General features: G+C 34.4%; 13 protein-coding genes. All 13 read right to left on the bottom strand.

Translation table 11 applies throughout. The features are described from left to right. Positions 1–73 precede the first annotated feature (73 nt). The 13 genes from WC614_03980 to WC614_04040 all read right to left on the bottom strand — a co-directional run bounded on the left by WC614_03980 (position 74) and on the right by WC614_04040 (position 14808). The gene (locus tag WC614_03980; protein MFA5032158.1) at positions 74–268 is read right to left on the bottom strand and encodes a hypothetical protein; all 195 of its coding nucleotides are present in this window, start codon (positions 266–268) and stop codon (positions 74–76) included. Positions 269–317: 49 nt separating this feature from the next. After that, complete coding sequence (gene fliD / locus WC614_03985; protein MFA5032159.1) at positions 318–2225, bottom strand: flagellar filament capping protein FliD; 1908 nt, start codon at positions 2223–2225, stop codon at positions 318–320. 80 nt (positions 2226–2305) lie between these two features. After that, positions 2306–2638, bottom strand: coding sequence for a flagellar protein FliS (locus WC614_03990; protein MFA5032160.1), 333 nt, complete (start codon positions 2636–2638; stop codon positions 2306–2308). A 148-nt stretch (positions 2639–2786) separates the two neighbouring features. Continuing rightward, positions 2787–3659 (bottom strand): flagellin, encoded by an 873-nt coding sequence (locus tag WC614_03995; protein ID MFA5032161.1) that lies wholly within the window; start codon positions 3657–3659, stop codon positions 2787–2789. A 285-nt stretch (positions 3660–3944) separates the two neighbouring features. Continuing rightward, complete coding sequence (locus WC614_04000; GenBank protein ID MFA5032162.1) at positions 3945–5444, bottom strand: tetratricopeptide repeat protein; 1500 nt, start codon at positions 5442–5444, stop codon at positions 3945–3947. A gap of 137 nt (positions 5445–5581) precedes the next feature. Further along, positions 5582–6559 carry a glycosyltransferase family 4 protein gene (locus tag WC614_04005; GenBank protein ID MFA5032163.1) on the bottom strand — a complete coding sequence of 326 codons (978 nt, stop codon included), beginning with the start codon at positions 6557–6559 and terminating at the stop codon, positions 5582–5584. Between the two features lie 206 nt (positions 6560–6765). Continuing rightward, positions 6766–8262, bottom strand: a complete 1497-nt coding sequence (locus WC614_04010) for a glycosyltransferase (protein ID MFA5032164.1) — start codon at positions 8260–8262, stop codon at positions 6766–6768. Further along, the gene (locus tag WC614_04015; protein MFA5032165.1) at positions 8255–10462 is read right to left on the bottom strand and encodes a glycosyltransferase; all 2208 of its coding nucleotides are present in this window, start codon (positions 10460–10462) and stop codon (positions 8255–8257) included. The genes WC614_04010 and WC614_04015 overlap by 8 nt, the downstream gene beginning before the upstream one ends. 61 nt (positions 10463–10523) lie before the next feature. After that, positions 10524–12371 (bottom strand): glycosyltransferase, encoded by a 1848-nt coding sequence (locus WC614_04020; GenBank protein ID MFA5032166.1) that lies wholly within the window; start codon positions 12369–12371, stop codon positions 10524–10526. A gap of 182 nt (positions 12372–12553) precedes the next feature. Further along, entirely contained in the window at positions 12554–13747 is a 1194-nt protein-coding gene (locus WC614_04025) for a glycosyltransferase (protein ID MFA5032167.1), read from the bottom strand. Beyond that, complete coding sequence (locus WC614_04030; GenBank protein MFA5032168.1) at positions 13704–13916, bottom strand: hypothetical protein; 213 nt, start codon at positions 13914–13916, stop codon at positions 13704–13706. Before WC614_04030 ends, WC614_04025 begins: the two co-directional genes overlap by 44 nt. Positions 13917–13962: 46 nt before the next feature. Then, on the bottom strand, positions 13963–14577 hold the full coding sequence (locus tag WC614_04035) for a tetratricopeptide repeat protein (GenBank protein ID MFA5032169.1): 615 nt from the start codon (positions 14575–14577) through the stop codon (positions 13963–13965). A 69-nt stretch (positions 14578–14646) separates the two neighbouring features. Continuing rightward, positions 14647–14808, bottom strand: a complete 162-nt coding sequence (locus WC614_04040; GenBank protein ID MFA5032170.1) for a hypothetical protein — start codon at positions 14806–14808, stop codon at positions 14647–14649. Positions 14809–14938: the final 130 nt, after the last annotated feature.

Consider the following 14938-nt stretch of genomic DNA (forward strand, 5'->3'; position numbering starts at 1 on the left):
TTATATATATAATAAACTAAAAAATTATCTACATATCTATAATTCCAAATATTATAACACTTTATTATATATATTAAGCATCCACGGGAAACATCTTTGTCATGCTATTCGCAAGTCTTTCTTTCCTTGCAATATCCTCTTCCGATGGAATTTGTTTAACTATTTCACCGGTTTTAGAGTCTTGAATCCTATAAACTGGAATTTCTCTCCCATTTGAATGCATACCCGGAGACACTATATAAAAAGTGGGGGACGTATTTATTTCCATTTTCTCTCCTCCTTCATTACAAGAAGTTCCTTGGGCTTTAGCCCTTAGATTAAACTGTTGCAGCGCTTAAAAACGACTGCATAGATAAATATTGGCTCTGGTATTGAGTCATCATAACTTGCATTTGTGCAAGTTGTTTTGTATATGCCTCTACTCTCTTATCTATTCTTGATTGCATTGACGTAATTCTAATATCAAGGTAGTTACTTTTACTATCCTGACCACTTATACTTTTTCCTACATAACCACCACTCTTAACATAATTATCAACATAATCATACAATTTTGATGCTTTTCCATATCCGGTATCCCCGGTAATTAATTGAAATAATTCTGATACATTGGAAGCTTTATTTGCAAGAGCATTTTCAAATTTATTAGTATCCGAAATCGAGTAATTCCCATTTGAATCGGCGGTTATACCTATTTGAGGAAGTTGTTCATAACCGGTATTAGCCACGCCGACAACTTTTTCTGACATATATCTCCTCAAATTTGAATACAACATTCTATAAATAGAGTTGTCGGAAAGCGGACCTTTGTCATATTCTCCTTCAGTTAATTTACGAGTCTTTGTTACTTCATCCAGATAATTAACCACATTATTATATGCACTTAGAAATGCTTGAACTTCTGCTTTTACTGATTCGGTATCGGAACCAACCGTAATAGTTACCGTTGGTGAAGTCTGAACCTTTATTAAATTCAATGTTAGTCCCGTAACTGCATCCGTAACCGTATTTGATTGCCGTTCCATAGATTCCGTATTAATAATAAATTTAGAATTAAGTTCATCTTCTGCGTACACATAACCGCCTTCTCCATCTATCGCATCTTTTTTGGTTATCCTATTAAGTCCGGTAGTATTCGGGGAACCATCCCCAACAAGATTTCCTGTCACATCCTGGAGAGTAACGGTATAATTATTACCTGTTTCTTTACTCATAATTGTAAGTCTTGCTGTATCAGAGGTCGGATGAACGACAGTCGCAGTAACTCCTGAATCTGCATATCCGGCGCCACCTGCTGTATCTGTCTTTTGTGTTGTCCTGCCAAGTCCGGTAGTATTATGTGAACTACTCCCAACAAGGTTCCCTGTTACATCTTCAAGAGTAACGGTATAATCATTACCTGTTTCTTTACTCATAACTGTAATTCTTGATGTCCCGGAAGTAGGATGCGTCACAGTCGCAGTAACCCTTGTGTCTGCAGCATTTATAGCCGCTGCCATATTGTCCATAATTGTATCGTTTGTATCGCTTGCAGAAACGTTTACCGCAATATCACTACTTGCAACTCCTTCTACAAGCACTTTAAACTTATATTCCCCGACATCTCCAGGGTTTTCTCCATATGTTTCATTCGCATCTAAATCTAAAGCCTCCCATATATCCGTTTCTGTACTTGTAAACCTGTCTGATGCCTGAATTGAATTCTGAGCTGCATTTATAGCAGTTGCCATATTTGTCAGAATTGTTTCATTTGTATCGCTCGCTGCAACGGTTACTGCAATATTGCCACTTGCAACACCTTCTTTAAGCACGTTAAATTTATATGTCCCGGCACCTAAACTTAAATTTCCCCATATATCTGTTGCCGTATTTGTGAATTTATCCGATACCTGAATTGAATTTTTGGCTAACTGGGATATTGAAGTGTTATAATTCCCGGCCACTGCGGTACTCCCGGCAGATGCAGTAACAACATCAGTATCCGAAGAATTTGCTGATTTGCTATTAAAAGAATTAGCTCCTTCAGTAGTATTTTTTATAGCATATGCCTGACTTTTTAATACATTTAATTTAGAAAGCAAGCTTGATAAAACTGAATTTGTAGATTGAATTACTGATTTTTGCGCCTTCAGTAAAGTAAGAGGTTGCTCAAGCTGTGTTCTGTAAGTTTGAATCATACTATCCAGAGCACTTGAGACAGAACCAGTCGACGATGTGCTTGCCATTTTTTCCTTATTACCTCATTTTTTTTAATCTGTCAATTTTTTATTATGTAGGGACTTGATTTTCCAAGTCCATTATTTTTTTATAGTCCTTCGCTAAATTTTTGAAGATTAAAAGCCTTGATCCATGACTCTTTAAGTCCTTGTAATATATGCATTGGTTCACCGAAATGACCTTTTCTCGCTTCCGCCATAGCATATTGATAAAGTCTAAAAAGTCTTGCAGGTATTTCTCCGTGGTCAAAATTTAAAGAATCTATAAGTTCGGCAATTACTGCCAAAGTTTTTCCTTTATCTTTCGCTATACATGCTGATACTCCTATATCATATAATTTTGCTATCAACTCTTCTTTTGATAACCCCATAATTTCTTCTTTCAGAAAAGTGTCTGACGCATAACCTGGCATTGTTCTCATTTTTTCTCCTTTATCCCGCCTTGGACGGGATTATCCCAAATTTGTGCTGGGGGACAAATCCTTTGTCCTCTAACCAAAAAACAATGCTACAGGGGAAGAAGAAATCCTCTCCACCTGTAGCAATTGTTTTATTGTTTTTCATTGTCCTTTATTTACCAAGCAATCCGAGTACGAATGAAGGCGCTGTATTCGCCTGTGCAAGTCCGGCTATTGCAGATTGCTGCAATATTGTATACTTCGTTACAGCCAACTGTTCCTCAGCCATGTCAGCGTTCATTATTCTTGAATAAGTTGCCCAAACATCTGATTCATGCTGAGCAATTCTTCCTTCCTTCACTAATAGACGCTCTTCATAAGTTCCGATGATATTAACAGCGGACTTATCTACTTTTGCAACAGCGGTTATAAGTGACGCAAGTAATGAACTTGCTGCCGTAATAGTAGAAACGCTCATCGTAGTAATAGAGGCAACTCCCGTTAACTGTTTGAAAGTTAGTCCACTTGCTAAATTGTGAACCGTGAATGAGAGTTTGCTTGTCGCTGAATCGCTCGTTGTACCAACCCATGTTGACCTGTTGGTAGAATAGCTACCTTTCAACAGATGCAAGCCTCTATACTGAGTCTGTTCTACAGTCTGGTTTATTTCATTTGCAAGAGATTTGAGTTCAGCCAGGACATTTGCTCTGTCAGTTGTTGACAGCAAGTCAGATGCTGCCCCTTCTGCAAGGACTGACATCTGAGTAAGCATATCCTTAATCGCTACTGCACCTGTTTCTGCAGTAATAAAAAGATTTTGGGTGTCTTGCACGTTTGTAAGTGCTTTGTGCCACCTCAATGCTGTTCCCTCTAACTCTTTTGCAATAGAAAATTCTGCCGGACCTTCGCCTGCTGAGTTTAACCTTTTGCCTGTGGCAATTCTGAGTTGGTGAGTACCTAACTCACGGTTAACTGCATTCAAGGCGTTTGATGCATTCATCGCACCCATATTGGTGCGGATTCTCGCTAAGTCTCCGAATGGCATTTAATTTTCCATCACCTCCTGAATTGATTATCGCTTACTTTCCCCAAAACTTTAGAAAAAAATTAAAAAACCTTAAATTATTTTTTCATACCCGAAAATAAATAACCGGAAACCTGTATATAAATGCGACTTAACGGGTATGTGCAGAACTATTATATAATTTGTAGGGAACGCATATATGCGTTCCCTACAAATTGATATTCAATTCTTCATTGAACTTGTGTGCCGGATACTCACTTAGCTGGGCCAGATGAGGGATTTCTTACCAGCTCTTGGATGTAATCCTTAGAGTTTGTTATCCACCTCTGCTGGAGCATCCCCTTGTCTATTTACTTTCCCCTTCTCTATTCCCTTAACTTTTGTAAATATTTCTATCGCTTTATTCTCATTTCCGGATTTCTGGTAACATAGAGCAAGATTTTTTAATGCAGGAACAAATTCGGGATTCAATTTAAGCGCCTCTTCCAATTGAAAAATTGCTTTATCATACAATCCTTTTAACATATAACCGAATCCGAGTTTATTACATATTTCACAATCCTTTTGTCCGAGTAGAATCGCCTTTTCAAAACAATCACATGCTTCGTCTACATTTAGAATCTTCAACAATAATTCTCCCAACAAAACATACAAAACAGGATTATCCGGTTGGATACTTATTGCGTTTTTATAAGATTCCATTGCTTTTTCTAATTCATCTTGCTGTTCATAAATCCTGCTTAATTTAAGATACGGCACAACATAATTTTTATCCGTTTCTATTGCCTCATTATAATAAAAGATAGCTTTATCATTCAATCCTGCTGATTCATAAACTTCCCCAAGCATCTCATATATTACCTGCGGCGTCATTTTTATATAAAATAATCTATGTTGAATGAGTTGACATTTCTTTAACGCAATTTTTAACTCTTTTACCGCATCAATATATTCTTCCTTTATTGAATAAGAGTGAGCAGCATGAACATTAAACATGCACTCATCGGGATACAACTTAATTGACTTGCTACACCATTCCAATGCCTTATCCGGCTCCTTTTTTCCATTATACGCATCTATTATATATATATGTGTGAATAATCGAAAATGTGGAGATGAAACATCAGAACTAATAACCTTATGGAAATGCTTTATTGCCGAATTTTCATCCCCCATCGCGTGGTATTTCGAACCAAGATAAAAATTAACAACAGGGGAATCAGGATCTTTTTTATACCATTCTTTTAATATTTTTAGACGTCCTTCCTTCTTTTTTAATTCTCCGGAAAGATAACCCACATGATATATAAATATATCCATTATTTTTACTTTAATTTTAAGTTTTTGCATAGATTCTTCCAGATCATTGTGAATCACACCACTATAACAAATCCCGGGAATATTTTTAAAAAGCCTTATTAATATGTTAACATCAAAAGCAGGAGAATAGGGGATAAAAAAATTCCTCGTACTAATTGCATACGCATCATATTCAGGATTCTGCAGCAATGTTTCTATTTTTTTTCTATTCTCTTCATCTATATACTCATCCGCATCTATAATTAGTATCCATTCTTTTGTAACATATTTTAATGACTCATTCCTCGCTGCCGAAAAATCATCGCACCACTTAAAATAATATACTTTTGCCCCGTATGATTTGGCTATTTCTACCGTTTTATCACTTGAACCGGTATCTACTACTATTATCTCATCTACTAAGTCCTTAAAACTATCCAGACATCTTGGTAAATTCTTTTCCTCATCTTTTACAATCATACATAGGGATATGCTTTGTTTTTTCATATAAAAGTTCCCCTTGCTTATTCTTCAATATCAACTTCTATTCTTCTTTTGTTCCCGAGCCTTTAGCTTGCTTAGAACTGGTTTCCCACCCTTACTCGTCATTCCCGTGTAAGCGGGAATCCAGTATTTTTGCTGTTTTATTTTCTTATCAAATCCTCTACAAGTTTATTTACAGTTTTCAATTGCTTCTCTGATGAATAATGTTCATCAATAAATTCTTTATATTCTATTGATTTATAATCTTTCGAAAACACCAATTTTCTAAATTTTTCAGGTGTTTCAAATAAATATTTCTCAGGATAAATCTCATTTGCCCCCGGGAAATAGTGAATAATAGGTTTTATCCCTCTTGCCATAGCTTCCATTATTCCCATTCCCTGGCTTTCTCGGATACTTGTAGAAATAATAAAGTTTTTGTCTTCTAACCAGTTATTTATATCTTTTATAAACCCATAAAAAGTTATGTTCTTTTCCAAATGCCACAACTTAATTATATGGTCGAAATAATCTTTTATTTCAAGTGCAGGAGGATAATCATCATTGCATCGTCCGACAATATGTAATTTATATTTTGGGTTCAGGTTAACTATTTCCTTAAAACACTGTAATAACAAGGGAATGTTTTTCGCGGGACGGAAATCTCCGATAAATGCAATATTATATCCCGGTTTTCTATCTTTAAATGCAAAATTATCCACGTCCACTCCATTAGGAATGACAACAGTGTCGACTTTTTCTTCAAGAAAAGGCACTAATCTTTTCGTTTTTTCTTTTATATGATTGGCAACAAAGATCAACCTATCAACTCCTCCCCATCTCACCATTGAAGGCGTTCCCGTATACGTTTCATAACTGTGCAACCGGCAAACAACCTTACATATTTTAGGTCTCTGTGTCACATAAGCCAAAATAGGTTTACACCATTCAAACCAGGAAACATCACTCCATTGCATAATATCGTACAATTCTTCCGCCGTATTCCCGGAAAACACTTTTGTTTCATACCTTACAGATAAATTTTTAATAATTGGATCTAAAAAAGAAAATTCTCCGGGTTCAGCAATAAAAGCAATACGAGGTTTCCCGGAAGTATTTTTAATGCCTACACCCATCATTTATCTCCTCTTTTCTGCACCTGTCTGCCATTTTTTGACAGATATTCCCCATGTTTTATTTCTAATATATATATTTGATATTTAATTTTTTTACAGACTCTTTGGTAATAACCATTAGAGCTCGTTATCCCGTTCCAGCGGGGGATTTTTAATTTATCTCTCATTATGCATGCCCATTTCTCACCCACTACTCATATCTCTTTCTCTCACCGTTTCTCCAGCCTTCTCACTTTCGTAAATACCTCTACCGCTTTATTCTCGTCCCCGACTTTCTGATAACATAGAGCAAGGTTTTTTAATGCAGGAACAAATTCGGAATTCAATTTAAGCGCCTCTTCCAATTGAAAAATTGCTTTATCATACAAGCCTTTTAACATATAACCGAATCCGAGTTTATTACATATTTCACAAGTCTTTTGTCCGAGTAGAATCGCTTTTTCAAAACAATTACATGCTTCATCTACATTTAGAGTTTTTAATAATAGCCCTCCAAATAAAACATATAAAACAGGATTATCGGGCTGAATACTTATTGCGTTTTTATAAGATTCCATTGCTTTTTCCAATTCATTTTGCTGCTCATAAATCCTGCTTAATTTAAGATACGGCACAATATAATTCCTATCCGTTTCTATCGTCTTGTTATAATAAAATATAGCTTTATCTTTCAATCCTGCTGACTCATAAACTTCTCCAAGCATCTCATATATTACCTGCGGTGTCATTTCCATATAAAATAATCGTCGCTGAACCAGCTGACATTTCTTTAGTGCAATTTTTAACTCTCTTACCGCATCAATATATTCATCCTTTAATGAATAGGAATGAGCCGCATGAACGTTAAACATACATTCATCGGGATATAACTTAATTGACTTGCTACACCATTCCAACGCATTATCTGGATCTTTTTTCCCATTATACGCATCTATTATATATATATATGAGAATAATCGAAAATGTGCATACGGCGTATCCGAATCAATAACTTTACGGAAATGTTTTATTGCCGAACTTTCATACCCCATTGCGTGGTATTTTGAAGCAAGATAAAAATTAATAATGGGCGAATCAGGCTCTTTTTTATGCCATTCTCTTAATATTTTCAAACGACCTTTTTTCTTTTTCAATTCTCCGGGAAGATAACCTGTATGATATATAAATATATCTGTAATTTTTACTCTTAATTTAAGTTTGCGTATAGATTCCTCTATGTCATTATGAATTACACCACTATAATATAAGCCATGGGTATTTTTATAAAGACGGATTAACACATTAATATCATAAGCAGGAGAATGTGCTATATAAAAGTTCTTGATATTAATCCCATATGCATCATAGTCTGCACTCTGGAGCAAAACTCTAATTTTAGCCTTATTTTCTTCATCTATATATTCATCCGCATCTATACTAAATATCCATTCTTTCGTTGCATATTTCAATGTTTCATTCCGTGCTTTTGAAAAATCATCGCACCAGTTAAAATAATATATTTTTGCCCCGTATGATTTGGCTATTTCTACCGTTCTATCACTTGACCCGGTATCCACTATTATTATTTCATCTGCTAAGTCCTTTACGCTTTCCAGACATTTCGACAAGTTTTTTTCTTCGTTCTTTACCATCATACATAATGAAATAGTTGGAACTCTATGATCAACCGTCTGTAATTTTTTAATTTCACTATTGTTTTTATTCATCTTTTTCTAAAAGCTCCTTTAAAACTGCTTGTCGAAAACTATCAACACTATTTGTAACTTGTCCCCGTTTGTCAAACATAATCCCAAGACTGGAGTCATATTCCTGGAGATTTAAAATTGGAACGCACCAATTCCCGGAGACTATACTTAATATTTTTTCACATCTATCCACATATCTATAATGTTGATGGACTAATTGGTACCCTGCTTTTGCTATATGCTCCCTTTCATCTTCATTTTCTAAATAATATTTAATTTTTTTCACCAGATCATCAAAATCGTGCACTTTCCAATAAATCAGATGCTTTCCGTTTGCAAACATATCCGGCATTGAAATCTCTTCTGTAAGTGCAAAAGTCCCTGTTCCAAGAATTTCATGCAGCCGTGTCTCTGTATTTAACAACTCTGTAAAGTGAAGGTTGAGAAAAATCTTACATTGATTGATAAAACAATTTAATTCTTCTCCATATACGCTTTTATAAACTATGTTAATTCCTTCTTTCTGGAGAGAATTCAATATTTCTTGCCTGCGAGGGGAAATAAGTCCTGAAAAGCCAATATCATATATTTTAGGGGTATCTATCTTTTTATGTATTTTAGGATTTACTCCTGAGGTACTTACCCAAAATACATTCTTTCCACCGAGTTCTCTTATTTCATTAAGTGCGCTATAGTCGTGATGAAAGAACATATCAAAAGCTGATATATTTTGTTTAAGGTTTTCTGCGTTTATTTTTGACCTCCAGTCAGCAATTTCAGAACGCTGGTGAATTAATTCACCATACCATACAACAGTAGGTTTTGGGAAGAATTTGATCACCCCCGGGGGAATACCGTGTCCCTGTAATACTATTGTTATATCGGCAGATGAATAAATAACATTTGAAAGACTTTCTTTACGGGAATCAAAAGTCTTTATTTCATACCCAAGCTGTTGAAATGCATCTAAAACATGATATTCGACTCCCCATTTGTTACTAAAAACACCAACAAGATTTATCTTTTTTATCGGATATTCCAAATTTTCTTTTTTTGAATGCAATGCCACAATTTCTCTAATTTGACAAGTTGAATCCGTCTCGGACAGACTCGCCTCAACCTTTTCCCCTTTTCCGTACCTACCTGCCAATTCACTTTGCAGGTCTCCATCTCCCAAAACTTTCAAAACTTCCAACCAACGTTTTTCCCATGTATGTTCTCTAAGCGCCCTTTTTCTCGCATTAATACCAATCCTTATAGTTTCTTCGGGATGGGCAATATAATACTTTACTCTCTTTAGAAGTTCTTTTTCATTTCGATAAAAAAGAATTTCTTTGTCCAGTTCAAAATAATTGGATAATTCTTCATTATAAGTGGTTAAATATGCAACTCCGGTCATTGGAACCTCAAAGTCTCTGCCTTTCATTGCTTTTGCATCTTTCGTATATCCAAATCCTAAAGTAATAAATGAATTATGATAAATTCTAATCATTTCTTCTTGTGAAACCTCACCTTCAGGCCACTCCTTGCCTCTTGCATAAACAGGGATTCCATTCTTTTTTAGCATTTCAATAATCCCGGTACGGATACCGTAGTTTTGTCCTATAAAACTAACGGGTATATTTTTTTGAATTGTTCTTCTCTCTTTCCCAAAAACCTTCTCATTTGCCCCGGGAGGAACAAATAAAGGTGTCGCGCCAACTGACAAATATTTTTCCACATCCTTCCTACTCTGTGCAGTAATACAAACATCAAAAATAGAGGCTATTTCTCCATTTCCACTCCACCCTGTTGTTTCTTTCTTGCCCCAAAAACAACTCGTATCATCAAAACCAAAATTTATCGTTATTATACCCATTTCATTTATCTGTTGTATGGTTTCTCTAAAAACCCATCTACCGGAAAGATACCCAAAAAAAATATGGATTGGCTTTTGCAAATGCGCTTCTTTCACTTTTTCTAACAATATATTATTAAACTCATTTTTTTTAATAGTATGCCAATCTAAGGAATATTGATTATATTCTTCTCCCCAATCATAATGGACAACATCCGCAATCTTATTCCATGAATCCACTAAACCGGCTTTTTCCCAATTAATGTTTTTTACGGCAATAAAAATTCTTGGACGGGTATTATAAGGTATTTTTTTGTTCTGCTGTTTCAATTTATTTCTGATTGACCTTACCAAATCCTTGTCTTTTATAAAACTCTTATCCATAATTATTTCTATAAACTATATTTTTTTAATATTATTTTTCTTACATTTACACTAATCACTTTTATTTCTCGGGCAAGGGTTTTACAGCAACTACCCTGAGGAAGTGGTCCAGACTTTTCCCCTCTTTCAGAGCCACATCAGTATGGTAATCTCGTGGTATTTCTTCAACAATATTCTCAAACCCACTTTCTTTAAGAAAACGGGATAACCTCTCAAAATTATACCCTGCTAAATGACAATCCGCTCTGCTACGTTGCCCGCCAAAAATCATCGTCATATTATGGTCTGTTGGGGCATTCATATAATCTTCAATACATTTATCCCCATTTGGACATTCAATAATCAGCTTCCCCCCGGGTTGAAGCACCCTGAACCATTCTTTCAACATTTGTTTAGCTTCCGGTATTAAAACATGTTCTATCATATGATATGATTCTACCAGTTCCGCGCTATTACCCTGGAATCCTAAGCTACATGCATCCATTATTACATCTGCAAACGAATTCTTGTAAAGGTCAATATTAACGTATCCTTTTTTATATACTTTACCACAGCCAATATGTAACCTTAGCTTGTTATCACAAACCTGTACTAACGGCGCATAATCATTTAATTCTTCTTTCATCACCCTTAATAAATTTCGTTTCAGGGTATTAAAATCAAACTTTTCACATACCAACTTTCTTGCATTTTTACTCATTTTTTCCACTAACCGTGGATTATTGGCCAAAAAATTCATTTTTATTGCCAGGTCATTTAGATTAACAATTTCCTCTGGGAAAGCAATATTATCTTCCCTCACTACTTTATTTGCAACCTCTACCAATAATCCATTATGTTTATTTTTAACAAACTCATTCATAGGAGGAGCATTTGTAGTGATTGCCGGCAAACCACAAGCTAAGGCTTCTATCAAACTCAAGCCCAATCCATCTAATTTGGACGGGTAAACATAAATTAATCCTTTATGGTAGAGTCCAGGTAGAGGAATTGTTCCCACACAATAAGTAATTCTTTCATTCTTTTGGACAATCCCAACAATTTCTAACGGTAGTTTTTCCAATCCAATCTGGGAATGAATTAAAAGAGAGAAATGAGGATTATATTTTGATATCGCATCAAAAGCCAGTATAACCGCAGGAGTCATCTTACGATAATTTATTCCCACCCATCCCGCATTATGGAAAAAAGTATATTGAGCTTTTTCTTTTTTAGGCATAAAAAGCTCGGTATCTGTTCCCCAACCAATATAATGAGCATTGCAAAAATCTTTAACAAGGTCAAAAGTTCTTTTCGTAGAACACAATACCATATCATACAGTTTCATATAAGGCTTCCAATCTTCCTTATAATAATCAAGATAAGTTATGATTTTTACTCCTTTTTGTTTACAAAAAATAATTAGATTCCAATCATACTCTTCATTAAATATAATCATACCTATATTGTTATCGTCAATCCATTTTGCAATTATATTGTGTGGGATAAGATACTGATTAAAAGTTGTAAGGTTCGAAACTTCCCATTCTCCCTTTGTTTTTAAAGAAGGATTCTCAGGCGTTCCTCCATTCCTTGCAAAAACAAAAGTATTGTATTCTTCGGACAGCGCATCTCTTATTGTTTTTGTGACATACGCCTGACCTCTTTCAAACCACAAACTTATAAATCCAATATTAAGTTTATTAGAACATTTTTTTCCCTTTCTTGCTTGGAGTTTTGCTTCGCCAGAAACATTAGTGCAAGTTATCCTGCTCCGCCGTGCTTGCTTACAAAGTCTATATATAGAAGAATAACGTTCTTTTACTTCAGGATGTGCTTCTGTTATTGCATCTAACCTAAGCATTGCTTCTTCTGTTTTCCCGCACTTAATTAATGCCCGGATACGAACTATTTTATCATCAAAATTCATATTCCTCAATTGCCACTCTAATCCCGAGTTTGCCACGGGATATGTATATTTATTTTATATAACAAAAAACTAAGCTTTGTCAATGCTAATTTTTCAACAAATTCTTAGCTGCTTAGAGTTTGTTATCCTTAATAGAGTGAAGAATTACAAGTTTTTATCTGTCTGCATTAGTCTAAGTGGTTTTAATCGAATTCTTTTTTAATCAAAAATAATTTTTCAAGATGCCCCGACAACCCATACCCTGGTTCAATTTTTATAGCTCTTTGTAAATATTCTATCGCGTTGTCAATTTCGTTTTCTTCTTCGTATAATTTTACTAATTTAAGATATGGAGTAAGGTAATCTGGAGTAATTTCAATCGCTTTTTTATAATAAAAAATAGCTTTTTCAATAATCCCAAGACACTCATAATTTGCACCTATCATTCCATATATTACGGACGGGGATACTTCCATATTAAATAATGACTCGGTATTCCGTTTATTTAATTTTTTCATCCCATTTTTCAATTCTTTGATACTTTCTAAATATTCTTTTTTCAAATTATACGATTGTGACGCCATAATATGTAACATAAAGTCATCCGGATATACCCTTAATGTCTTTCTAAACCATTTTAATGCCTCGTCCGGTAATTCTTTTTTATTATAAATATCAATTATATGAAGCATCCCCGGTAAAAAAATGGCTGATATTTGTGAAACAACTGCTTTCTTAAAATGCTCAATAGCTGTATCATAGTTACTCATAGATTCATATTTTTCACCAAGATAGAAATTAACAAGAGGGTCCGTTGGTGTTTCTTTATAACATTCTTTTAGCATATTAATTCTTTCTCCGTCATTTTTGTCCTTAGCTAAATATCCTGTATGGTATATGAAGATGTCTGTAATTCCTATTTTCACCCCTAACTTTTTAATGGAAGACTCTATCTGATTATGTATTTTTCCATTATAACAAATGCCGGGAATTTTTTTATAAAGTCTTATTAAAGTATTCACTGCAAATATAGGACTGTAAGGGGCAAGAAAATTTTTAGTGTTAATACTGTACGCACTGCACACCGGATTTTGAAGAACTTGTTTGATTTTTTCTTTATTCCCAGAATCTATATATTCATCCGCATCTATAATCAGTATCCATTCTTTTGTTGCATATTTTAATGACTCATTCCTCGCTGCCGAAAAATCATCGCACCACTTAAAATAATATACTTTTGCTCCATATGACTTGGCTATTTCTACCGTTCTATCGGTTGAACCGGTATCTACTACTATTATCTCATCTACTAAGTCCTTAAAACTATCCAGACATCTTGGTAAATTCTTTTCCTCATCTTTTACAATCATACATAGGGATATGCTTTGTTTTTTCATAATTATTAATTTCCCTAATGTGAATTATTTCCCATAAACTCTGCCAAAAGTTGCTTTTGAAATAACCATTGGATTTTTTTATACGATAGGTATCGGGACTTGATTTTACACTTCGGGACCCCGCTATGACAGCCGCATCAAGTCCATTTTCATCGACATCGGACATCATCAACGATGTTCCTACATCTCATTTATAACTATTCTTAATTACTTATTTACTTTTCCAATTCTTTATTAACTATTTTAAGATTTTCTTTAGCTGTTTTATTATCCGGTTCAACTTTTAAAACTTTCTCATACCCTATTTTAGCTGATTCGTATTTACCCATCTTAAAATAACAATTAGCAAGCGCTATTAATGACCCAACTTCGGGTTGTTTTAATAATCCCGCCTCATAAAGAGGAATTGCCTGTTCATATTTACCGAGTTCAAAATACACATCTGCAAGGTTTTTCTTTGCACATATATTATTATCATCCATAGCAATTGCAGAGTGGAAAAAATTCTCAGCTTTTTTCTTATCTCCTCGGATAAAATATAAAGCTCCGATATTGCTATACACCTCTGTTGAAGGCTCAATATCAAGTGCCTTTTGATAAAATTCAATTGCTTTTTTAGAATCCTTTTTTATTGAATATATATTACCAAGGCCTATATACGGTTGGACAATGTCAGGATATTCCTTACTTATCTCCTTGAATTTTTTTTCTGCCTCGTCAACTTTTCCGGTTTTTAAGAGTTTTATAGCTTGTTCAATTATTTTGTCCGGTTTTTCAAAATTTGTGTTAGGCATTTGTTTCTTTGAAGATTTACTTTTTTTTGTATCCATTCTACCTCCTTCACTTCATTCGGGATATTTACCAGCCATTACCCAAAAGCTTCTAATCCCTTACTCCATTTATTTTAAGAATTCCCTTCTTAAAACCATTGCTATGTTTCTTGCTATTTCATCTATTTCAGATGTATTATATAAATCAGTTACTGATTTATTCTGAATCGTTTTACACCTCTTTGCTACTTTTTTACCGTATTTCTTTTCTCTTTTTTTGTTTCCGTTCATAAATCCTCCATAGCTAAATATCTATATGTATTATAGTATAGCAAATTCCGTGTCAAATGTAAAACTCTATAATTCATAGGGATTTCGACAATATATGCAATATGAGATATGAACATTCCCTCCTATTACA

It is taken from the genome of bacterium, from assembly GCA_041649255.1.
Classification (GTDB): Bacteria; Hydrothermota; UBA3073; order JACQXS01; family JAQTXJ01; genus JAQTXJ01.